Annotated in this window: 17 protein-coding genes; 9 read left to right on the top strand and 8 right to left on the bottom strand. The window is 74.3% G+C overall.

All coding sequences use genetic code 11. The features are described 5' to 3' along the window. Window positions 1–27: 27 nt before the first annotated feature. Window positions 28–1,743, top strand: a complete 1,716-nt coding sequence (locus IE308_RS17870; protein WP_190218679.1) for a hypothetical protein — start codon at window positions 28–30, stop codon at window positions 1,741–1,743. Between the two features lie 40 nt (window positions 1,744–1,783). Here the strand turns inward: IE308_RS17870 and IE308_RS17875 are convergent, their stop codons facing one another. From IE308_RS17875 to IE308_RS17900, 6 genes are all read right to left on the bottom strand, one after another. Further along, a complete protein-coding gene (locus IE308_RS17875; protein WP_190218680.1) occupies window positions 1,784–4,444 on the bottom strand; it encodes a SpoIIE family protein phosphatase in 2,661 nt (886 codons plus the stop codon). 293 nt (window positions 4,445–4,737) lie between these two features. Then, complete coding sequence (locus IE308_RS17880; RefSeq protein ID WP_373314514.1) at window positions 4,738–5,217, bottom strand: ATP-binding protein; 480 nt, start codon at window positions 5,215–5,217, stop codon at window positions 4,738–4,740. Window positions 5,218–5,317: 100 nt separating this feature from the next. Beyond that, a complete protein-coding gene (locus IE308_RS17885) occupies window positions 5,318–5,722 on the bottom strand; it encodes a (deoxy)nucleoside triphosphate pyrophosphohydrolase (RefSeq protein ID WP_110630177.1) in 405 nt (134 codons plus the stop codon). A 31-nt stretch (window positions 5,723–5,753) separates the two neighbouring features. Next, window positions 5,754–5,945, bottom strand: coding sequence for an SPOR domain-containing protein (locus IE308_RS17890; protein ID WP_110630175.1), 192 nt, complete (start codon window positions 5,943–5,945; stop codon window positions 5,754–5,756). Between the two features lie 411 nt (window positions 5,946–6,356). Beyond that, entirely contained in the window at window positions 6,357–7,109 is a 753-nt protein-coding gene (locus IE308_RS17895; protein WP_190218682.1) for a GntR family transcriptional regulator, read from the bottom strand. Window positions 7,110–7,296: 187 nt separating this feature from the next. Next, entirely contained in the window at window positions 7,297–8,541 is a 1,245-nt protein-coding gene (locus IE308_RS17900) for a DUF4190 domain-containing protein (protein WP_229908914.1), read from the bottom strand. Between the two features lie 113 nt (window positions 8,542–8,654). Between IE308_RS17900 and IE308_RS17905 the strand changes: the two genes are divergently transcribed. Beyond that, window positions 8,655–9,854, top strand: a complete 1,200-nt coding sequence (locus tag IE308_RS17905) for a serpin family protein (protein WP_190218848.1) — start codon at window positions 8,655–8,657, stop codon at window positions 9,852–9,854. Between the two features lie 9 nt (window positions 9,855–9,863). Here IE308_RS17905 and IE308_RS17910 read toward each other — a convergent pair whose 3' ends face one another. Further along, window positions 9,864–10,694 carry an SDR family NAD(P)-dependent oxidoreductase gene (locus IE308_RS17910; RefSeq protein ID WP_190218683.1) on the bottom strand — a complete coding sequence of 277 codons (831 nt, stop codon included), beginning with the start codon at window positions 10,692–10,694 and terminating at the stop codon, window positions 9,864–9,866. Between the two features lie 108 nt (window positions 10,695–10,802). Here IE308_RS17910 and IE308_RS17915 point away from each other — a divergent pair, with 108 nt between their 5' ends. After that, on the top strand, window positions 10,803–11,708 hold the full coding sequence (locus IE308_RS17915) for a LysR family transcriptional regulator (RefSeq protein ID WP_229908915.1): 906 nt from the start codon (window positions 10,803–10,805) through the stop codon (window positions 11,706–11,708). 18 nt (window positions 11,709–11,726) lie between these two features. Here IE308_RS17915 and IE308_RS17920 read toward each other — a convergent pair whose 3' ends face one another. Further along, a complete protein-coding gene (locus IE308_RS17920) occupies window positions 11,727–13,892 on the bottom strand; it encodes a DEAD/DEAH box helicase (protein WP_190218684.1) in 2,166 nt (721 codons plus the stop codon). A 193-nt stretch (window positions 13,893–14,085) separates the two neighbouring features. Here IE308_RS17920 and IE308_RS36970 point away from each other — a divergent pair, with 193 nt between their 5' ends. The 6 genes from IE308_RS36970 to IE308_RS17950 all read left to right on the top strand — a co-directional run bounded on the left by IE308_RS36970 (window position 14,086) and on the right by IE308_RS17950 (window position 22,423). Next, on the top strand, window positions 14,086–17,733 hold the full coding sequence (locus IE308_RS36970; RefSeq protein ID WP_229908916.1) for a DUF4132 domain-containing protein: 3,648 nt from the start codon (window positions 14,086–14,088) through the stop codon (window positions 17,731–17,733). A 125-nt stretch (window positions 17,734–17,858) separates the two neighbouring features. After that, on the top strand, window positions 17,859–18,713 hold the full coding sequence (gene purU / locus IE308_RS17930; RefSeq protein ID WP_190218685.1) for a formyltetrahydrofolate deformylase: 855 nt from the start codon (window positions 17,859–17,861) through the stop codon (window positions 18,711–18,713). A 114-nt stretch (window positions 18,714–18,827) separates the two neighbouring features. After that, a complete protein-coding gene (locus IE308_RS17935) occupies window positions 18,828–19,865 on the top strand; it encodes a glycosyltransferase family 2 protein (RefSeq protein ID WP_190218686.1) in 1,038 nt (345 codons plus the stop codon). Between the two features lie 63 nt (window positions 19,866–19,928). Next, window positions 19,929–20,996: a glucose-1-phosphate thymidylyltransferase gene (locus IE308_RS17940; protein WP_110630158.1), complete on the top strand. Its 1,068-nt coding sequence runs from the start codon at window positions 19,929–19,931 to the stop codon at window positions 20,994–20,996. Continuing rightward, the gene (gene rfbB, locus IE308_RS17945) at window positions 20,993–21,967 is read left to right on the top strand and encodes a dTDP-glucose 4,6-dehydratase (protein ID WP_190218687.1); all 975 of its coding nucleotides are present in this window, start codon (window positions 20,993–20,995) and stop codon (window positions 21,965–21,967) included. Before IE308_RS17940 ends, rfbB begins: the two co-directional genes overlap by 4 nt. A gap of 237 nt (window positions 21,968–22,204) precedes the next feature. Then, the gene (locus IE308_RS17950; RefSeq protein ID WP_190218688.1) at window positions 22,205–22,423 is read left to right on the top strand and encodes an MbtH family protein; all 219 of its coding nucleotides are present in this window, start codon (window positions 22,205–22,207) and stop codon (window positions 22,421–22,423) included. Window positions 22,424–22,563 lie beyond the last annotated feature (140 nt).

Raw genomic sequence — 22,563 nt, forward strand, 5'->3', positions numbered from 1 at the left:
CGCAATCACCGCCATACGCTCCCAAATGTGACGTCCTCCAGGAGCCGGAGCCGTACGCGCCGACGTGCCGCGTCGCACATATCCGTGCGCGTCGGGCACGCCGTCCTGGGCGCGGCGGCGGCGGTGCTGTGGCTGGTGTTGCCGGGGATGACGACGGCGACGGACCCTTCGGTTGCGATCACGCGGCCCGGACCGTCCGCGAGCGCCGCGTCCGCAGCCCCGGAGGAGGACGAGACGAGCCCCGCCGACCTGGTGCTTCCGGTGCTGGCGGTGGGCGCGGCGGGCGCCTTCGCGGGCTACGCGTACGTGCGGCGCAGGCGCCGGGCCCGCACCCGTACGACACCGGCCGCGCGCCCGGCGCCCGGCGGTACCGGCGGTACCGGTGCCGTCCTGCTGCCCCGGCCCTACGAACCCGCCCTCGCCGAACTCGACCGGCAGGCCGCCGCGGCTCTCGTGGCGGCCGACGACTGTGTGCGGGCCGCGCGCGAGGAACTCGGCTTCGCCGTGCGGCAGTTCGGTGCCGGGGCGCTGGAGCCGTACGAGCGGGCGGTGCGGGAGGCGGAGGCCGAGCTGGCGGCGGCGCTGCGGATGCGGCAGCGGTACGACGACGGGGTCCCGGCCGAGGAGGCGGCCCGGCGGCACGCGCTCGCCGGGATCGTCGGGCGGTGCGCGGAGGCGGGGCGCAGGCTGGACGCCCAGGCGGCCGGCTTCGACGCGCTGCGGGCGCTGGAGGGCGGGACGGGCGCCGCGCTGGAGGTGGCGGAGGCCCGGTTCCGGGAGCTGACCGGCCGTACGGCGGAGGTGGGGGCGACGCTGACCGGGCTCGGCGAGCGGTACGCGCCCGCCGCGACCGCCGACGTCGTCGGGTACCTCGAACAGGCCAAGGACCGCCTGGTGTTCGCCACCGCCCGGCTCAATCTGGCCCGTCAGGCCGCCGACCTCGGGAAGGAGGCCGACGCCGCCGCACGGCTGCGGGCCGCCGAGGGCGCCATCGCGCAGGCCGGGGTGTTCGTCCACGCGGTCGCGCGGCTGGCGGCCGAGCTGGGCCGGGCCGGGGAGCTGCTCGCCCCCGCGCTCACGGGCGCGGAGGCCGAGCTGTCGGCGGTACGGGCCGTACTGCCGCCCGCGCGGGAGGGCGGGGAGCCGGGGGACGCGGGGATGGGCGCGATGGCGGGCGCGGTCCCCGCAGCGCAGGAGAGCACACCGCCGGGCACCCCGGACATCCCGCCGGGCGAGCTGCGCTCCCGGGTCCTGCATGCCGACGCCGTGCTGGCCTCCGTACGGCAGGAGGTGACCGCAGGGCGGCCGCATGACCCGCTGGCCGCGCTGCGGCGGGTCGTGGCGGCGCTCGCGCCGGTCGCGACCGGCAGGGCAGGAGTGCTGACGGCGGCGGCCCGGCTCACCGCGGGCAGCGCCGTCGCGGCGGCGGAGGCCTTCGTCGCGACGCACCGGGGAGCGGTGGGCGCGGCGGCCCGCACGCTGCTGGCGGCGGCACGGGACCTGCTCGACGCGGACGGGCCGTCCGGCGCCTCCGGGCTGCCCGCCCTGGTACGGGCCGACGCGCTGGCCCGGCGGGCCAGGGACCTGGCCGAGCAGGACGTACGGCTGCACGGCACCCCGTCCGCCGACACGCCCGAGGACCCCGATGCCGGGGCGGCGGGCGCGGTGCTCGGCGGGATCGTGCTCCCCGGCGGCACACCCCCGCGCTTCGGCGGCCCGCAGACCCGGGCCCGGCTCGGCTGAGCGCTCGGACCTGCGCCTGTCCGGGCTCGGACCGTACGCGCTAGAACAGGCTCAGCAGGGCCTCCGCGGGATCCGCCAGCCCCGTCTCCCCGTCGGGCAGCGGCAGTTCGAACCACACCGTCTTGCCGCGCGGGGTGCGCCGGGAGCCCCAGGCCGCGGAGAGCAGGCCGACCAGTTGCAGGCCCCGGCCGCCCTCGTCGGTGTCGCGGGCGCGCCGCCTGCGGGGCTGCACCAGGCCGGAGTCCCACACCTCGCACACCAGGGTGCGGTCGAGCAGGAGCCGCAGGCGGATCTCGCCCTCGCCGTACCGCAGGGCGTTGGTGACCAGCTCGCTGACCAGCAGCTCGGCCGTGTCGACGAGGGGTTCCAAGTCCCAGCTGAGCAGCTGCCCGCGGGCGTACTCACGGGCGCGGCCCACGCTGCGCGGCTCGCGCGGCAGCGTCCAGTCGCCGACGGACTCGGCGGGCAGCCCCTGCACACGGGCCATGAGCAGGGCGATGTCGTCCTCGCCGTGGTGGGTGTCGAGGGTGTTGAGGACGTGGTCGCAGACGTCCTCCAGGGGCCGGGAGGGGTCGGTGAGCGCGCCGACGAAGGCCTGCAGTCCCTCGTCGAGGGGGTGGTCGCGGGACTCGACGAGGCCGTCGGTGTAGAGGGCGAGCAGCGCGCCCTCGGGCAGTTCGACCTCGACCTCCTCGAAGGGTTCCCCGCCGACGCCGAGCGGCATCCCGGGCGGCACGTCCAGCATCAGCGCCGGCTCCCCGGGCTCGACCAGGACCGGCGGCAGATGACCGGCGTTGGCGAAGGTGCAGCGGCGGGTGACGGAGTCGTAGACGGCGTACACGCAGGTCGCCAGGTACACCTCGGACAGGTCGGCCTCGCGGGGGCGGCGGGCGGCGCGGGTGGCCTGCTGGACGCCGCCGGGGGTGCCGAGGCCGCGGGCGATCTCGTCCAGCGCGGAGAGCACTTCGGCCGGTTCGAGGTCGAGCAGGGCCAGGGTGCGGACGGCGGTGCGCAGTTCGCCCATCGCCACGGCGGCGCGCAGGCCGCGGCCCATGACGTCGCCGACCACCAACGCGGTGCGGTGGCCGGGCAGTTCGATGACGTCGAACCAGTCGCCGCCGACCTCGCCGGTGCGGCCGGTGGAGGCGTTGCCGGGCAGGTAGCGGCAGGCGATGTCGAGGCCGGAGGCGACGGGGTCGCCGGGCGGCAGCAGGGATCGTTGCAGTATCAGCGCCCGTTCGTGCTCGCGCCGGTACAGGCGGGCGTTGTCGATGCAGACCGCCGCCCGCGCCGCCAGCTCCACGGCAAGGTCGCGGTCCCGGTCGCCGAACGGCTCGCTGCCCTTGGTCCGCGCGAACTGGGCGAGTCCCACGACGGTGTCGTGGGCGACCATCGGCACGGCGAGCGTGGACTGCACGAGCCCGCCCTCCTCGCCGGGCACGGTCTTCGGGCGGGCGGTGCGCAGGGCGTCGGCGCACGGTGAGTTGAACGGGTAGTGGTGGACGGCGCCGACACCGACGGGTTCGCCGGAGCCGCCGCGGAAGGGGGCGTCGGAGACGGCGCTGGCGAAGGCGACGCGGCGCAGTTCGGCGCTGCCGTCGGCGAGGCCGGGCGGGGTCTCGTCGCCGGCCAGCAGGCCCTGGTAGAGGTCGACGGTGGCGAGGTCGCAGAAGCCGGGGACGACGACGTCGAGGAGTTCGCGGGCGGTGGTCTCCAGGTCCAGGGAGTTGCCGATGCGCGCGCCGGCCTCGTTGAGCAGGGCGAGGTTGCGGCGGGCGGCGGCGGCCTCACGGGCGGCGGCGCGGCGGGCGGTGATGTCGGTGCCGAGCCAGGCGATGCCGATGGGGCGGCCGGAGCCGCTGTGCACGCGGTAGAGGTTGATCGACCAGTGGCGGCGCTCCTCGGAGCCCGGGACATGGCCGGTGACGTGCATGTCGGTGATGGACTCGCCGGTCTCCAGGACCCGCCGCAGGGTGGCCGAGACCCGGTCGGCCTCGGCCCGGGGCAGATAGTCGTGGACGCCCTTGCCGCGGTGGTCGTCGGGGCTGCCGCCGAAGATGGAGGCGAAGCGCTGGTTGGCGCGGCGCACCTTCAGTTCGGTGTCGATCAGCAGGAAGCCGAACGGGGATTGGCCGAAAATCGCCTGCGAGGCGGCTAGGTCGGTTTCGATGCTGCGGAGGGTGCGGACGTCGACGACGATGCACACCGCGGCCTTCTCGCCGCCCTTGTTGCGGGTCGGCATGACGTAGACCTCGGCGAGTCCGTCCTCGCCGCGTCCGCCGCCCTCGGCGTCGGGCATCCGGAAGGGGACGACGCCGGTCCACTCGCGCCCGTCGAGGATCTCGGCCATCCTGCGCTGGCCGTTCTCCCGCAGGTCGGGGTCGATGAACGCCTCGACGGGGTCCATGCCGACGGCCCGGTCGGCCGGGATGCCGAAGATCTGCTCCGCGCGCAGGCTCCACTGGTCCACGAGGCCGTCGGGGCCGATGGAGAAGGACGCGACCTTGATGTAGTCGTAGATCGAGCCGGGCGGGCTGCTCTGCCACAGGGCGTCACCCGGCCGCCCCGCGCCACCGGCGGCCGCGCCCGCCGCCGCGCGGGCGAGGGCCTCGGTGGCGTCGGCCGCGAGCGCGCCCGCGGCCGTCCTCGCGCCGTCCGACGGGTCCTCGGACTCCGTGGCCTTCGCTGGTATCTCGCTCACGCGAACCGTCCCCTCCAGCTCACCGCGTCCGGCACCGGTCACCGGGGGCGGCTGCCCGCAGTATCCAGCACTACGGCGCCGCGCAACACGGTGTTCACGATCACAGCACGGTCCAGGTGTTTTCCGGACCGTCCTGCGCGAACACTTCCAGTCTTCTAACCAGGGGACACGGCGTCGAATCACGCCTTCCGGCAATCATGGGCGGCCGGGGCACGGCGGCCGACACCGTCACCCGCCGTGTACACCCGTGCCACCCCGGCGTGCACACCCCTGCCGCCCCGTGTGCCCCCGGTTCACCCGGGAACCGTCAGTTCGAACCACACGGTCTTGCCGTTGTCCCCCGGCCGGGTGCCCCAGCGGCGGGCGGCGGACGCCACCAGTTGCAGGCCCCGGCCGCTCTCGTCCTCGGGGCGGGCGGCCCGCTCGCGCGGCGGGTCGGGCAGCGGGTCGGAGACCTCCACCAGCAGGACGCCGCCGTAGCCGTCGTGCCCGGCGGGACCGTCCGGCCGTACCAGGCGGACGCCGATGGGGCCGGTGGCGTGCCGCAGGGCGTTGGTGACCAGCTCGCTGACGAGCAGGGCGGTGATGTCACCGAGGCTTTCGAGGTGCCAGGCCGTCAGCCGGGCCCGCACGGCGGCGCGGGCGGTGCGCACGGCACCGGGCTCCGCGGGAAAGGTCCACTCGGCGCAGTCGCCTTCGGTGTCGATCACGCCGATCACTTCCCAGGCCAGCGGGGGCACCCCTGTCCGGTTTCTTGGGGTTAATGGGCACATACCCGATATCCGGGGAGCGGTACCGTCCGGGCGGGCGCACTGTGGCACGAACGGCGTACCCCGTGGGCCGTGGAGCGTCTGTGCGCTCGGGGGTGTGCGGTTACAGGACGTCCCAGCGGGCGGCGACTTCCCGCACCGCCGGGACGTCCTGGTCCAGCCACGGCACGTCCCACAGCTCGCCCGGCGTCAGCCAGCGCAGGGCGTCGTGGTCCTGGAGGGGCCGGGGCCGGGCCGAGCCGGGGCGCAGGCGGGCCGTCCAGACCTGGAGGACGTACGGCGGTTTCAGGGGCCACTCCCCCGGGACGCGTTCGACCGGATCCGCGATGACGCCCAGTTCCTCGTGGAGTTCGCGGGTGAGGGCCGTCTCGGGGTGCTCGCCGGGCTCCACCTTGCCGCCGGGCAGTTCCCAGCGTCCGGCCAGCTCGGGGGGCGCGCTGCGGCGGGCCGCGAGCAGCCTGCCGCCGTCGAGGAGGGCGGCGCCCACCACCACGATCGGTTCGCTCATGGGCGGGAGCCTACGGGAGCGTGCGCGCCGGTCAGTTGCGGGCGGCCTCGCCGTGCTGCCCGATGCGCTCGACCCAGTACAGCTGCTTGTGTCCGCGGGCGTCGAGGCTGTCGGCGATCTTCTGGGCCTCGGCGCGGGTCGCGTACCGGCCGACGCGGTAGCGATTGCCGTTGTCGTCCTGCCTGATGACGAGCCAGGGAAGCGAGACCACGCTGTCGTTCATCGTCCCCCACCGCTCCTTCCCGCCCCGGTCCGGCCGCGTCCCGTCCGCGGTCCGCGCCGTGCCCCGCCCGCCAAGGAAACCGCAATCCGCATATGCCCGAGCCTACGCCTTACCTTTACGCAGCGAACACGGCTTTTCACGAAGAGGTACGCAACCGGCCAGTACGCAAGGGGCGCACGACGCCGAACGCGCCGTGCCCGCACGACACCGCTCCCGCTCGGGGGCATTCCGGGCACACCGGGGGCGACCTGCGAAGACGGCCGAAACGCGACGGCGCGCGAAGGGCGCGCGGGGCGTCCCGGAGTGGGTGCTGCCGGGGGCAACTGCCGCGGGGTTGTGCGCCACCCCCCGCAAGCGTGTGCCAATTCACACGGGCCGGCGGGGTCTACGGGGTCGGGTGCCCCCCGCGGCTCACTTCACCGGGAGGTGGTACGCGACCCGGAAGCGGTCGGCGGGGATGACCACGTCGGCCGTCTCGACCGGGCGGCCCGAGGCGTAGTAGGTGCGCTGGACGACGAGCACGACATGGCCGGGGACGCCGCCGAGCGCGAGGAGTTCCTCGGCGAGGCCGGGGCGGGCGCCGACCTCCTCGGTGACGTTGTCCACGATGACGTCGATGGCCCGCATGCGCTCGACCACGCCCATGCCGCCGAGCGGTCCCTCCTCGGGCAGCATCACCGGCGTACGCCCGGTCACGGCGAGGGGTTCGAAGGAGGTGGAGAGCATCATCGGCTCGCCCGCCTCCCGGAAGAGGTAGCGGGTGCGCATCACGCGGTCGCCGGGCTCGATGCCGAGCCGCTCGGCGACGGCGGCGCTGGCCCCGGTCTGCTCGCTGCTGGACTCCCAGGTGCCGCGCGCCTCGGCGTCCGCCTGCTCCTGCCGGAACGGGGTGGCCCCGCCCGCGGGGCGGAACCCGGAGCGGGCGATACGGCGGGGCACGGGCCGCTCGCGCACATAGGTGCCGGAGCCGGAGCGGCCCTCGACCAGCCCCTCCGCCATGAGGACCTTGCGCGCCTCCAGGGCGACGGTGTCCGAGACGCCGTACTCCTCGCGGATGCGGGCCTGGGAGGGGAGGCGGGTGTGCGGTGGGAGCGAGCCGTCGACGATCTTCTTGCGGAGATCACCCGCGACGCGCAGGTACGCCGGCTGCTCACCGAAAGTCACTGGCCGCTCCCATCAGGTTGTACAGACAGCAACAGCGTGGCAACCCACGGTCGTGCCGGGCAAGCAAAGGCCAGAGAATCACTCGATGTGATGACTTGTGCGGGGAGAGGCCTTTACGCAGGCAGTTTCTCCCCGCTATGGCCGCGTTCACACCTGCGCGGCCCGGATGTGACGATCACACGGACGCTCACACGTCCAGGCCGCCGCCCGTGGACCCGGTGTCGCCGCCGCCGTCGCCGTCCCCGCTGTCGCCGGCGGAGTCGTCCGGCGGCGTGGTCGCGAGCCTCAGGGCGCGGCGGGCGTCGACGGCGGAGTCGGCCTCCAGGTGGTCCCAGCCGTTGCCGTAGTGGACGTAGAAGGTGTCGGAGTCCGCCGCGGAGGCGGCCTTCGCCCACTCCGCGCGCGCGGACTCCAGATCCTTCAGGTAGGCGTCCACGGGGGCCTGCGCCCCGGCCGGCCACGTGTGCCCGCGCAGCGCGGCGATCTGGGTGGCGAGGCTGTCGCGGACATCGCCGGCCCAGTCCTGATTGACCTTCAGGTCGTCCTCGGGGAAGGCCTCGGGCTCCTCCGTGAGGACGTCGTCGACGGCGTTGCCCGCCTTGAGGAAGGCGAGCTGGTCGCCGTCCAGGGTGGTCGCGTCGCTGCGCAGCGAGCCGGTCAGCGTCTTGCCCTCGTCGGTGTGGCCGAGGATGCAGGCGACGAGGCGGTCGCCGAAGTCCCAGGTGTCCGCGGTCGGGCCGATGTAGTACACGTCGATGTCGTCGGTCATGGCCCAGCTGTCCATGACGTAGTCGTTCACGTGCGGGTAGCAGGCGTACTCGGCGGCGTCGTCCACGGCGCTCTCGCCGGGGTAGGTGGAGCCGTCGCCCATCTCGAAGGTGTGGAACACCTCGCCGTCGTGCCTGCCGGAGCAGGGCACCTCGTCGACGTCGAACACGTCCTTCTCGGCCAGGCCGCCGGGCATGTCGATGCACTGGCCCTTGGTCAGGTTCGCGTTGGCGCTGCCGCGGGCGCCCTCCTTGAAGCCCTCCCAGAAGTCCCCGGCGCCGCCCGTGGCGAGGACCAGGACCCACAGGGCGAGCCCGACCGACGACAGCACGGACCCGGCGATCGCCATGCCCTTGCCGCGCTCGCCCTTCCTGCGGATCTGCACCAGCGCGAGCACGCCGAGCACCAGGCCGACGGCGGGCACGAAGCAGAGCAGGCCGAGGACGAGGGCGGCGATGGCGAGGCCGTTGACCGGCGCGGGCCGGTTGAACGGGCTGTAGCCCTGCCCCCAGGGCTGGTACGGCGACCCGTAAGGGCCCGGCATCTGGTACGGGCCCGGCGCCTGGTAGGGGCCCTGCGCCTGGTGAGGGTCCTGCGACGGCATGCCGTGGGGGCCCGGCGTGGACGGGGGCTGCGGGGGCCCGGGGGGCGGGGGTATGGACACGGGTGCCGTGCTCCTGGTTCGTACCGTGGGGCGGTCGGAAAATGCGGATGCGCCAGATGCGGGAACTGACGTACGACTGGGCGCATCGTAAGCGGGCGGGGAACGGGGGAGGAATGCCGGTCACCAAGGAGACGGTCCGGGCCGTGAACCGGCTCGGGGCGCGCTGGGCGGGCGCGCTCGGGGAAAGTCCGGGCAACACCGTCTGCTCGGCGCTCGGCGTGTGGCCGCTGCTCGCCTTCCTGGCGGACGGCGCGCACGGGCCGGCGCGGGCCGAGCTGGCGGAGGGGGTCGGGCTGCCGGCGGGCGAAGCGGCCTCCGCGGCACGGGAGTTGCTGGCGGGCCTGCGCGCGATGCGGGGGCTGGACAGCGCGCTCGGCTTGTGGACCAAGCGGACGCTGGAGCTGCGGGAGGCGTGGGAGGCGGGGCTCCCGGTGGGGGCGCACGGCGTCCTCACGGGCGACGAGGACCGCGACCGCGGGGCGCTGGACGCGTGGGCGGCGCGGCACACGGGCGGGCTGGTCGAGGCCATGCCGGTGGTGCTGGAGAAGGACACCGAGCTGGTGCTGGCGAGCGCGCTGGCGTTGCGGACGCGGTGGCCGCGGCCGTTCGACGACTTCCCGCTGCGGGTGGGGCACGGGCCGTGGCAGGGCCGTACGCTGCTCGGCCTGGGCCGCAGGAGCACGCTGCTGGACCGGGTCGGCGTCGCGGACACGCCCGGCGGCCTGGTCACCGGGCTGACGGTGCACGGCGGGAACGGCATCGACGTGCGGCTGCTGCTCGGGGAGGAGAGCATGACGCCGGGTCAGGTGCTCGCCGCGGGCGTCGGGATCGTCGCGGGCCGGCATCCGGTCCTGCCGGGGCCGCGGCTGCCGCTCGGGGAGGTGGGGCCGGGGCTGCGGGTGGTGCGGGAGCTGTCGCGGACGCCGGACCCGCCGGTGCTGGACGTGACGACGGTGGCGTACGACGTCGCCGCGTCGCACGATCTGCTGGCGCTGCACGAGGTGTTCGGGCTGACGGCCGCGCGCGACGACAGCGTGGGCCACTTCTCCGGCATCAGCGGCAGCCTGCCGCTGGCCGTGAACTCCGCCCGGCAGGCGGCGGTCGCGCGGTTCGACGCGGAGGGGTTCCAGGCGGCGGCGGTGTCCTCGTTCGGCGTGGCGGGGGCGGGTGCGGTGCCGAGGCTGCGGTGGCGGACGACGCGCGTCGAGGCGGCGTTCGAGCGGCCGTTCGGGTTCCTTGCGGTGCACCGGCACAGTCGGGTGGCGCTGGCGGTGGGGTGGGTGGCGGAGCCGTCGCCGTTCTCCTGGGGGTGAGGGGCCGGGTCACTCGTCGAAGGCGGTGGCCCGGGCCTGCTTCTCCCAGACGGTGATCTCCGCGCGGACCTGGTCCAGGTGGCCGAGGACCGCGGAGACGCCGTCGTCGCCGAGGGGCAGGCGCAGCGGGGTCTCCTCGGCGTCGAGGGCCTGGAGGATGAGCGCGGCGGCCTTGGCGGGGTCGCCGGGCTGGCTGCCGTCGCCGCCCTCGACGAAGGCGCGGGTCTCGCTCACCTTCGGGTACAGGCCGCTGTCGGCGCTCGCTCCGGCCCGGTTGCCCGCGAACAGGGAGGTGCGGAAGGCGCCCGGCTCGACGATCAGCACCTTCACGCCGTACTCGCGCACCTCGTCGGCGAGCCCCTCGGACAGGCCCTCCAGCGCGAACTTGGTGCCGCTGTAGGCGGAGAACCCGGCGAAGGACATCTGGCCGCCCATGCTGCTCATCTGCACGACCGCGCCCGAGCGCCGCTCGCGCATGTGCGGCAGCACCGCGCGGGTGAGGGCGGCCGGACCGAAGACGTGCAGTTCGAACAGCTCCCGCAGCTCGGTCTCGGTGGTCTCCTCGAAAGCGCCCACATGGGTGCGCCCGGCGTTGTTCACCAGCACGTCGATCCGCCCGTGCCGGGCGAGCACGTCGGCCACCGCCTGCCCGGCCGCGGTGGTGTCGGCCACGTCCAGGCGCAGCGCCTCCACCTGGTCGGGGTGCGCGGCGACCAAGTCGTCCAGGGTCTCGGGCCGCCGTACGGCCCCCACGACGACGTCCCCGGCGGCGACGGCCGCCTCGGTGATCGCCCGTCCGAAACCGCTGTTGGCGCCGGTGACCAGCCACACCTTGTTCATGTCCGCTCCTGCTTCGTCCGGTTCGTTCGTTCCTCGTGTGTCCTGCGTGAACCACCCTGCCGTCCGGGGCCGTTGACCGTCCAAGATCTGTCGTGATAGCCGATGGTTATGACCATGGACGTCCATGTGCGGGACCTGCGCTACTTCGTCGCGGTGGCCGAGGAACTGCACTTCACGCGCGCGGCGGAGCTGCTGTACGTCTCCCAGCCCGCACTGAGCAAGCAGATCCGGGCGCTGGAGAAGCAGCTGGGCGCGCCGGTGTTCGACCGGGACCGGCACGGCGTACGGCTCACCCCGGCGGGCGAGGCGCTGCTGCCGCACGCGCGGCGGGTGCTGGAGGCGTGGCAGGAGGGGGCGGCGGCGGTGGAGCGGGCGCGGGCGGCGCAGCGCGGCACGCTCGCCGTGGGCATGAGCACCAGCCCCGGCCGCGGCGGCCTCCTCCCGGCGATCCGCTCCCGCTTCACGGCGGCCCACCCGCACACGACGGTCCGGCTGCGGCAGGTCGGCTGGGACGACCCCACTGCGGGCCTCGCGGACGGCACCTCGGACGTGGCGTTCGTGTGGCTGCCGCTGCCCGACGAGGGCCGCTACGACTGGACGGTGGTCGCCGAGGAGCCCCGCCTGGTCGCGCTGCCCGAGGACCATCCGCTGGCCCGGCGGGAGGAGATCGCCTTCGCCGACCTGCTGGACGAGCCGTTCCTCGCGCTGCCGGAGACGGCCGGGGTGCTGCGCGACCACTGGCTCGCCCTGGACCACCGCGCCGGACGCCCGGCCCGCGTCGGCGCGGAGATCGCCGGCACGGAGGAGACGTACGAGGCCCTCGTCGCCGGCCTCGGCGTCTGCCTGGTCGCCGAGGGCAACGCCCCGCTGATCACCCTCGGCGGCGTGACCACCCGCCCGGTACGGGACCTCGCGCCGAGCCGGTACGTCCTGGCCTGGCGCCGGGAGGACGGGGACCGGCCGCTGGTGCGCGGGTACGCGCGCGCGTGCCGGGAGGTGCGAGGGGTCGAGTAGCGCGGGCAGGTGGGGATTTCAGGCCTCCACCGCCCCGTCGGCGGGCTCCGCGGCCAGCCCCAGGCGCGCCTGCTCCTCCGCCACGATCCGCCGGGCCAGCGTGACGTCCGAGATGTCGACGGCGTCCGGGGTCGACTCGGCGACCGCGCTGCGGCGGGCGTAGGCGTCGAAGAGGCGGTCCTTGGTCTGCGACCGCTCCACCAGGCGTTCGTCCAGGCCGCCGGTGGTGAGCAGGCGGTGCACCTGGACGGGGCGGACCTGGCCCATGCGGTGGGCGCGGGCCACGGCCTGCCGCTCGACGGTCGGCTTGAGCTGCGGCTCGCACAGGATCACCACCGACGCCACCTGGAGGTTGAGCCCGATGCCGCCCGCCTCGATCTGGGCGAGCAGCACCGCGTGCCCGGGCGCGGCGGTGAACCCGTCCACGATCTGCTGGCGCCGCTCGGGCGGCAGCCCGCCGCCGAGCGGCCCGTGCACCTCGCCCAGCGCCTCCGCGACGGCGCCGAGGACCTCGCGGAAGGCGGAGAACACGACGGCCTTCAGGCCGTTCTCGGCGGCCTCGCGGACCAGTTCGCGCAGCCGCCCCAGCTTCGCCGACTGCTGCGGACGCGCGTACGCGGCCCGGCGCATCGCCATGAAGTTGCCGCTGCGCACCGCCTCCGCGTACGCCTGCGCGTCGGCGCGGCTCGGCTCCTCCCACTCGTCGGTGTGCTGGAGGGCGGGCAGTTCGCTGAGCACGTCCCGCTGGTTGCGGCGCAGGTAGACGGGCGCGACTGCCCTGCGGAACGCCTTCGAGCCGTGCGCCGCCTCCTCGGTGCCGACCAGCCGGGCGAAGTCCGGCCGCAGGATGCCCACCAGGTTGCGGAACTCGGCGACCCGGTTCTCCATGGGCGTACCGGTGAGGAAGAGGACGTGCGCGCAGCGTTCGGCCCAGGACCGCACGGCGATCGTGCGCAGGGCCGCCGGGTTCTTGACGTAGTGCGCCTCGTCGACGACGAGCATGCCCAGCTCGCCGCCGCCCGGCGTGGGGAACCCGCGCAGCGCGTCGAAGGTGGTGACGGCGACGCCACCGCCGCCCTTCCAGTCGGCGAACGCGGCCTGCCGGCCGGGCCCGTGCAGCGGTACGGGACGCAGGGTGCTGCGGGTGGCGATCTCCCGCGTCCAGTTGATCAGCACGCTCGCCGGGCACACCACCATGAAGTGGCTCTGCCCCTCCGCCGCGAGGTGCGCGAGGACGGCGACGGCCTGCACGGTCTTGCCGAGCCCCATCTCGTCGCCGAGCAGCACCCGCCGCTGGGCGAGCGCGAACCGCGCCCCGAACGACTGGTAGCCGCGCAGCGACACCAGGAGGTGCGTGTCCTCCAGCCGCTGCTCGCGGACCCGCCCGGCCACCTCGTCGGGCAGATGGCCCTCGGCGGCCGCGGCGTCCGGGCCGTGGTCGGCGATGTCCGCGAGGAGGCCGTAGTAGTCGGCGGCGCGCCGCTCGAAGTCCACCCAGGCGGCGAGGTCGTTCTCCGGGCGGCGCAGCAGGTCCACGCTGGCCTGCGCGAACCGCTCCGGTACGCCGTCGCCCTCCGCCTCCTCGACCAGCGTCCGCAGTTCCGCCACGGCGGCCAGCGCGCGCCGGCGTGCCTCTCGGCCGGCGAGCAGCATCCGCCAGCGTCCGGTGGCGGGGCGGGCGCCGTCGAGCAGCGGGGCCATCCGGTCCGCGAGCGCCCGGCCCGCCTCGGCCGCGCGCCGCGCCTGCGGTCCGGCCTCGACCAGCACGTGCAGGGCGACGACGAGCGCGGTGCCGCGCGGCTCGGGCCGGTCGACGTCCAGGCGTACGCCGACGTACTCCTCCACGGCCTCCGCGAGCTGCCGGGCCGCCGCGACGACCTGGTCGGCGGTGCGCCGGCCGACGCCCGGGGTCTGCCGCAGCCGGTAACTCCCGGCGCCCAGCACGTCCTGGACGGTCCGGAAGCCGCCCGCCTCCAGCTCGTCCAGCCGCAGCCGGCCCTCGGTGACGTCCCTGAGCCGGGCCACGGGCAGGCGCTCCAGCTCCTGCCGGACCAGCTCCTCGTGCAGTGGCCGCAGGGCCTCCCGTACGGCGGTCACGGCCCGTTCGTGGTCCTCGGCGACCTGTCCCGCCGCCTCGGCCAGCCGCGCCCCCCGCGCCACGACCTCCCGCTCCGCCCGGCCCATCCCGCCCCCTTCGCGTCGTGCTCAGGGCATGGTGCCACTGCGGGGGCGGGCGCGCTGGCAGCCCTGGTGCGGGGGGCGTTGTCAGTGGTGGCGGTTAACGTTCTCGGCATCTGATCGAGCGATCGTCCGGCCGGGGGGCCGGTGATCGGTGCTGCGTGGGATCCGGCCCGGCCGGGTCGGTGGAGGAGGGGCCGTGCGGGGTGGGGCGTCGACCGGCGAGCAGCGGGCGGACGGGCAGGCCGTCGTCCTGCCCGACGAGGACGCCTTCCGGATGCCGGAGGCGTGGCGGCGGCTGGTGCTGCCGCGGCGCGGCGGCATCGAGCGGCCGGTCCCGCCCCTCCACCCGGAGGCGCAGGCGGTGGAGGCGCGGCGGGTGAAGGAGGAGGCCGGCTGGATCGAGGCCATGCTCACCGCGCCCAAGAGCCACCCCCGGCTCGTCCAGGCGACCAGGGACCACCTGAACGGCAGTCAGAATCCGCTCGGCGCGGCCGCGCTGGGTCACCTGATCTTCCACTACCGCCACCCGGACGGCATCTTCGTCGACGCCTGGGTGCGCGCGCACGGCCTGCCCTTCGCCGCCCGCGCGGTGGTCGACTTCTTCGGTGTCGAGCCGCACTACATCCAGTACGGCAGCCGCCGCGACGACCCCTGGCTGGGCTTCCTGCCCGGGAACGGCGTCGGCACCGGCTGGGCGCGCACGAAGTTCGCCGACCGGATGCGCGCCCTGCTGGCCGTGGCCGGCGAGGACGACTACCGGCGCGCCGTCGAGGCCCTGGCCGCCTGCCGCACCGACGTACGCCGCCGGGTCGTCGTGTCGTACCTGGTGCCCGGCGAGCGGGCGTGGGCCGAGGAGTGCTGCGCCGAGGCCGACGGGGCCGACGGGTCGCTGCGCGCGATGCTGCTGTGCTCGCTCGGCTCCCCCGACCAGCTGCGCCACTTCGGCGACCGGGCCGGCCTCGGCTGGGACGGCTGGTCGCCGGTGCTGATCGCCACCCTCGCCGAGAGCACCGGCGCGGCCTTCGCCCGGTTCCTGGAGGAGCCCCTGGACCGGGCCTACAACTCCGATGTGACCCGGACGTACGCGAGCGCCCTGGTGGAGCTGCCGTCGGACGAGGCGTTCCGGATCCTGCTGGATCGCTCCGCCGGCAAGGTCGCCGGCAAGCACATCCGTCCGCACCTGCTGGAGGCGATGCGGCGCTACCCGGTGCGCACGCTGCGGCTGCTGGGTGCGGCGGCGACGGGCTCCGGCAAGAACGCCTCGCTCGCCGGGCAGTTGCTCACCTCGCACGTCGCCGCGCACCCCGAGGTGGCCGAGGCCGCCCTGCCCGGCCTCCCGGCGCGGGTCGCCGCCTTCGTGGCGCCGTTGCTGACGCGGGCCGGCCGGGTCCCCGACGCCCCCGCCGAGGCGCTGCCCGCGCTGCTGGTGAGCCCGCCGTGGACGCGGAAGCGCAAGGCGGTCAAGCCGCGGGTGGCGGCCGAGGTGCCGGTGGCTCCGGAGCCGGCGATCGCGTGGCGGCCGGGCGAGCGGGAGAGCTGGGCCAAGGCCGGTGCGGCGTACACCGCTTGGCGGGACGGCGGTGACTGGTCGCGGCAGATCGACCATCTGCGCCGGACCGGCGAGCTGGAGAGCTGGTGGCATGTGCGGCTGTTCGTCGACGGCCCCGAGGACGTCGTACGGCCGCTGCTCGCCGACTGCGACCCGGAGGACTACTGGGACGGCGAGGAGCAGCTGAAGCCGGTCGCCGCCCGGCACGGTCTGGCCGCGCTGCCCCTGATGCGGCGCGCCGCCACCCGGCACCCGAGCACGCTGGGGCGGCTGCTCCTGCCGTACCGCAGCGCCGAGGTCGCCGAGCTGGTGTGCGACTGGCTGGCCCGGCTGAAGGCGGCCGACGCGACGGCCCGCGCCTGGCTGACCCGGCACGGCCTGGACGCCGTACCGTTCCTCGCCCCGCACGCGGTGGGCCCGGCCGGCCCCGTCCGACGCGGGGCGGAGAAGGCACTGCGACTGCTGGCGGACGCGCACGGGGTGGAGGCGGTGGTCGCGGCCGTGCCCGGGCGCGAACCGGGGACGGCAGCCGTCGCCGGGGGCGGAGTGGAGGCGGCGGGGGGCGCCGGGGGCCGGGCGGAGGCCACGGGCAGTGCCGGGGGCCGGGCGGAGGCCACGGGCAGCGCCGGGGGCGGGTCGGAGGCCGCGGGCATCGCCGGGGGCGGGTCGGAGGCCGGTTACCTCGCCGGCGGCGGGGCGGAGGGCACGGCCGTCACCGGCGGCGGGGTGAAGACCACGGGCATGGCCGGCAGCGGTCCGAACTCCGCGGGCGGTGCCGGGGGCCGGGCGGAGGCCGTCGGTATCGTCGCGGCGATGCTGGCCGTCGACCCGTTGGTCAGTGCCCTGCCCGCGCGTGTGCCGGCGGTCGTGCCGTGGGCCGAACCGGCGTTGTTGCCGCAGATCCTGCTCGCCGGGGGCGGTGCGCTGCCCGCTGAGGCGTTGCGGCATGTGCTGACGGTCCTCGCGCTGTCCAAGCCCGGCGACGTCTATCCGGGCCTGGAAGTGCTCACCGCGCACTGCACGGCGGACTCCCTCGCCGCCTTCGCCTGGGGTCTGTTCGAGCAGTGGCGGCTGGTCGGGATGCCGCCCAAGGAGAGCTGGGCGCTGCACGCCCTCGGGTGGCTCGGCGACGACGACACCGTGCGCCGGCTCACGCCCGTCCTGCGGGCCTGGCCCGGCGAGGGCGCCCACCACCGCGCCGTCGAGGGGCTGGCCGTCCTCGCGGAGATCGGCACCGAGGTGGCGCTGACGCACCTGCACGGCATCTCCCAGCGCGTGCCGTTCAAGGCGCTCAAGCAGCGCGCGCGGGAGAAGATCGCCGAGGTCGCCGAGGGCCTGGGCCTGACCGGCGAGCAGCTCGGCGACCGGCTGGTGCCCGACCTCGGCCTGGACGCCGACGGCAGCACGGTCATCGACTACGGGCCCCGGCAGTTCAGGGTCGGTTTCGACGAGCAGCTGCGGCCCTGCGTCCGTGACGCCGACGGCCGGCAGCGCAAGGCACTCCCCGCGCCCGGCGCGAAGGACGACCCGGAGCTGGCGCCCGCGGAGCGCAAGCGGTTCGCCGCGCTGAAGAAGGACGTCCGCGCGGTCGGAGCCGAGCAGGTGCGGCGGCTGGAGGCGGCGATGGTGGCTCAGCGGTCGTGGACGGTCCGGGAGTTCCAGGAGCTGTTCGTCGCCCATCCGCTGGTGGGGCATCTGGTCCGGCGCCTGGTGTGGCTGGCGGAGGGCGGTGGGGAGGTTGCGGCGTTCCGGGTGACGGAGGACCGTACCTTCGCCGGTGCCGACGACGGTGAGCTGACGCTGCCCGAGGACGTCAGGGTCCGCGTGGCGCACCCGCTGCATCTGGGCGGGGACCTGCCGGCCTGGTCGGCGGCGTTCGCGGGCCAGGGGATCCTCCAGCCGTTCCCGCAGCTGAGCCGGCCCGTGCACCGGCTCACCGGGGAGGAGGCCGCCGGGCACCGGCTGACCCGGTTCGAGGGTGCGAGCGTGCCGGTGGGCAAGCTGCTCGGGCTCACCCGGCGGGGCTGGGAGCGGGGGGAGCCGCAGGACGCGGGTGTGGAGCGCTGGTTCCACCGGCGCGTCGACGACGACCGGCATGTGGTGATCGGCCTCGACGAGGGCATAGCGGTGGGCGCGCTCGACGTGTTCCCCGACCAGACCTTCGCGCAGGTGTGGCTCGACTCCGCGCCGGGCGACTACTGGCCGAGCCGCGGCTACCCCCTGCGCTTCGGCGACCTCGACCCGGTCGTCGCCTCGGAGATCCTCGCCGACCTGACGGACGTGACCGCCGGGTGAGGAGACGGCGCGCTGAAGACGTCCCGCACGTATGAAAAAAATGGACGCGGGCGCTTGGGTGGCTCCGCACCGTCCTGCCACCAGGTCCGGTCAGGTCGCCGGGCCCCACCGCATCGGAGACGCCCATGCCCGCCGAGCACTACGTCCTCACCCTCTCCTGCCCCGACAAGCAAGGCATCGTGCACGCCGTGTCCAGCTACCTGTTCATGACGGGTTGCAACATCGAGGACAGCCAGCAGTTCGGCGATCAGGACACCGGGCTGTTCTTCATGCGGGTCGCGTTCTCGGCCGAGGCGTCGGTCTCGGTCGACAAGCTGCGCGCCAGTTTCTCCGCCGTCGGTGACACCTTCCGCATGGACTGGCAGATCCACCGGGCGAAGGACCGTATGCGGATCCTGCTGATGGTCAGCAAGTACGGGCACTGCCTCAACGACCTGCTCTTCCGCTCCCGGACCGGTGCGCTGCCGGTGGAGATCGCCGGCGTCGTCTCCAACCATGCCGACTTCCGGGACCTGGTGGGCTCGTACGACCTGCCCTTCCACCACATCCCGGTGACGAAGGACGGCAAGGCCCTCGCGGAGCAGCAGGTGCTCGACCTGGTCGAGGCCGAGCAGGTCGAACTGGTGGTGCTGGCGCGCTACATGCAGATCCTCTCGGACCATTTCTGCAAGCAGCTCAGCGGGCGCATCATCAACATCCACCACTCCTTCCTGCCGAGCTTCAAGGGCGCCAAGCCCTACCACCAGGCGCACGCGCGCGGCGTGAAGCTGATCGGCGCCACCGCGCACTACGTGACGGCCGACCTCGACGAGGGCCCGATCATCGAGCAGGAGGTCCGGCGGGTCAGTCATGCCGTGACCCCGGACCAGCTGGTGGCGATCGGCCGGGACGTGGAGTGCCAGGCACTCGCGCGTGCCGTCGCGTGGCACAGCTCGCGCCGCGTCCTGCCCAACGGGCAGCGCACCGTCGTCTTCGCCTGACCGCGGCGGCCGCGGGACGTGGCGGCGCCCGCCCGTATAGCCGCTGTGTAGGCAGGGCGCCGAAGGTACCGAAGACGGCACGCAGGCCGTCTTGAGGAGTCTGCGAGGAAGCCCTTGAGTACGGCAGCGATAGATGTGATCTGCCCGGCCTGGAACCGGTCCGAGGCCATCCGGACGACCGTCGACAGCGTGCTCGCCCAGACTTTCGAGGACTGGCGGCTGATCGTGGTGTCCGACGGCTGCACCGACGACACGGACGACGTGGTGCTCTCCTACGAGGACGAGCGCGTACAGCTGATCCGTACCGAACGGCACGGGCATCCCGGCGGCCCCCGCAACATCGGCCTGGCCGCGTCCACCGCGCCGGCCATCGCCTATCTCGACTACGACGACGAGTGGCTCCCCGACCATCTCGCCGTACTGCAGCGGGAGTTCGACGCCGGGGCGCGGCTGGTGTCGACGGCGAGCATCGGGATGAACGAGCAGGGCGAGGAGGAGTACCGCTCCCACCCGCTCAACGGCCTGTGGCACCCGGAGCTGCAGCTGCTGTGGCCGCTGTACGAGCCGTCCCGGGTGGGCCATGTGCGCGGGCTCCCGGAGAGCGTCGGGGGCTGGACCACCGACCACACCGGTATGGAGGACTGGGATCTGTGGCTGCGGCTCGCCGACGCCGGGGAGCGCTTCACCACGGTCCTGGACCGTACCGTCCGGATGTACCTGCGGGACACCTCCCGCCGGCGCACCATGACCGTCAGCCACCGGCTGACCCTCGGCACGCTGCCCGACGAGGCGGCCTGCACGAAGCTCTCCGAAGCCATCGGGACCCCGGCGGTGCAGGACGAGCTGCGCGCCTGCTTCGCCGCGGAGATGCTCGGCTTCTACCGGGCGATCGCGGACGCCGGTGAGCTGGTGACGCCGCGCGGCATGAGCGTCGAGGAGGCCCTGACCGGTCTGGAGAAGTTCGTCACCGACCCGGCCGTCCCCATGCTGCGCGAACTCGCCTACGTCGAGGAGGAGGGCCGTTTCGCGGTCGTCCATCCCCTGCAGTGCAGCAGTGACCGGCACGCCGAGCGGCTCCGGGAGTTCCTGCGCCGCCATGACGCGGGCCGCCACGCGATCGTGCGCCGGCTCATCGAGACCGTCACCGGATAAGGCCTTCGGCGCGCCCCTCACGCACCGCCCTCAGCGACTCGACAGCACAGTATGGAGAGTTCCATGAAAGCTTTGGTCCTGGCCGGGGGCGCGGGCACCCGGTTGCGCCCGATCACCCACACCTCGGCCAAGCAGTTGGTGCCGGTGGCGAACAAGCCGGTGCTCTTCTACGGCCTGGAGGCCATCGCCGAGGCCGGCATCATCGAGGTGGGAATCGTCGTCGGCGACACCGCCGAGGAGATCGAGGAAGCCGTCGGGGACGGCGCCCGGTTCGGTCTGAAGGTCACCTACATTCCGCAGGCGTCGCCGCTCGGCCTCGCCCATGCCGTGCGGATCGCCGAGGACTTCCTCGGCGACGACGACTTCGTGATGTACCTCGGCGACAACTTCATCGTCGGCGGCATCCGTTCGCTGGTGGACGGCTTCCGCGCGGAGCGGCCCGACGCGCAGATCCTGCTCACCCGGGTCGCCGACCCGACGGCGTTCGGCGTCGCGGAGCTGGACGCCGCGGGGAACGTGGTCGGCCTGGAGGAGAAGCCGCTGCGGCCCAAGAGCGACCTCGCCCTGGTCGGTGTCTATCTGTTCACCCCGGCGGTCCACGAGGCCGTCCGCGCCATCGAACCGTCCTGGCGCGGCGAGCTGGAGATCACCGACGCCCTCCAGTGGCTGATCGACCACGGCCGCACGGTCCGCTCGACGGCGATCTCCGGGTACTGGAAGGACACCGGGAACACCGCGGACATGCTGGAGGTCAACCGCTCCGTCCTGGACACGCTCGAACCGTTCGTGCACGGGCGGGTCGACGAGGGCTCCGAGGTCATCGGCCGCGTGGTGATCGAGGAGGGCGCCGAGATCGTCGGCAGCCGGATCGTCGGCCCCGTCGTGATCGGCGAGGGCACGGTCGTGCGCGACGCCTACATCGGCCCGTACACCTCGGTCTCGGCGCACTGCCGGATCGAGGAAAGCGAGATCGAGTACTCCATCGTCCTGCGCGGCTCCTCGGTCCGCGGCGTGCGCCGGGTCGAGGCCTCCCTCATCGGCCGTGACGTCGAGGTCACGCCGGCTCCCCGTACCCCGTCCGCCCACCGGCTCGTGCTCGGTGATCACAGTAAGGTCCAGATCTCGTCGTGAGCTCCCGGATACTCGTCACCGGCGGCGCCGGTTTCATCGGCTCCCACTACGTGCGTACGCTGCTCGGCCCCGAGGGCCCGGGGAACGTGTCGGTCACCGTGCTCGACCTGCTCACCTATGCGGGCAATCGCGCCAACCTCGCCGAGGTCGAGGACCGTCCGGGCTTCTCGTTCGTGCACGGCGACATCTGCGACGCCGACCTGGTCGCGAAGCTGATGGCCGAGCACGACGAGGTGGTGCACTTCGCCGCCGAGTCCCATGTCGACCGGTCGATCGACGGCGGCGCCGAGTTCGTCAGGACCAATGTGGTCGGCACGCACACACTGGTCGAGGCGGCACACCGGGCGGGCGGCCGCACGTTCGTCCACGTCTCCACCGACGAGGTCTACGGCTCCATCGACGAGGGCTCGTGGCCGGAGACGCACCCGCTGGCCCCCAACTCGCCCTATTCCGCGGCCAAGGCCGCGAGCGACCTGCTCGCGCTGTCCTACCACCGCACCCACGGCCTGGACGTGCGGGTCACGCGCTGCTCCAACAACTACGGGCACCACCACTTCCCCGAGAAACTCATCCCGCTGTTCGTGACGAACCTGCTCGACGGCAAGAAGGTCCCGCTGTACGGCGACGGCGGCAACGTCCGCGACTGGCTGCACATCGACGACCACGTCCAGGGCATCGACCTGGTGCGCACCAAGGGCAGGCCGGGCGAGATCTACAACATCGGCGGCGGCACCGAACTGTCCAACCGGGAGCTGACCGCGCTGCTGCTCGACGCGTGCGGCGCCGACTGGGAGACCAGCGTCGAGTACGTCGCCGACCGCGCGGGCCACGACCGCCGGTACTCGGTCGACTGCGCCAAGATCCGCCGCGAGCTCGGTTACGCGCCGCGCAAGGACTTCCGCGCGGGGCTCGCGGAGACCGTGCAGTGGTACCGCGACAACCGCGCCTGGTGGGAGCCGCTGGTCGCCTAGCGGCACCCCTCCCCCGCGTCCCTCCGCCCTCTGTCCCCAGGCCGGAGGGCATCGGCGCGTCCCGGGCCGGCCCTCGCGTACGGGTGGAGGCGGCGGCAGCTCCCGGCCGGAGGCCGCTTCCTGCCACACCCGCCGCGGCCCTGAGGGGACCGTGGCCGGCGGCGCGGCGCAGGAATCGTATAGAGCCGGCCGCGACGATCGTGCGGACCGCAGTTGCTGACGTGTGAGGTGGAAACCGTGGCGAATCCGTTCGAGAACGACGAGGCGTCCTACTACGTGCTCGTCAACGACGAGGGGCAGCACTCCCTGTGGCCGGCGTTCGCGGAGATCCCGGCCGGCTGGAAGGCCGTGCACGGCGAGGACACCCGCGCCGCCTGCCTGGAGTACGTGGAGCAGAACTGGACCGACATGCGCCCGCTCAGCCTGGTGCACGCCATGGCCGGCACCGGCGCCTGACCCGAACCGCCCCGAGGGGCCGCGGTGGCAGCTGCCGCCGCGGCCCCTCGGCGCACCCCGGCCCGGCCCGCGGAACACGCCCCGGGCCGGCCTTCGGAAGGCACGCCGGGCCGGCCCGCGGAACGACACGGCGTGCCGGG

This window comes from Streptomyces griseosporeus, assembly GCF_014656055.1.
GTDB classification, from domain to species: domain Bacteria; phylum Actinomycetota; class Actinomycetes; order Streptomycetales; family Streptomycetaceae; genus Streptomyces; species Streptomyces griseosporeus.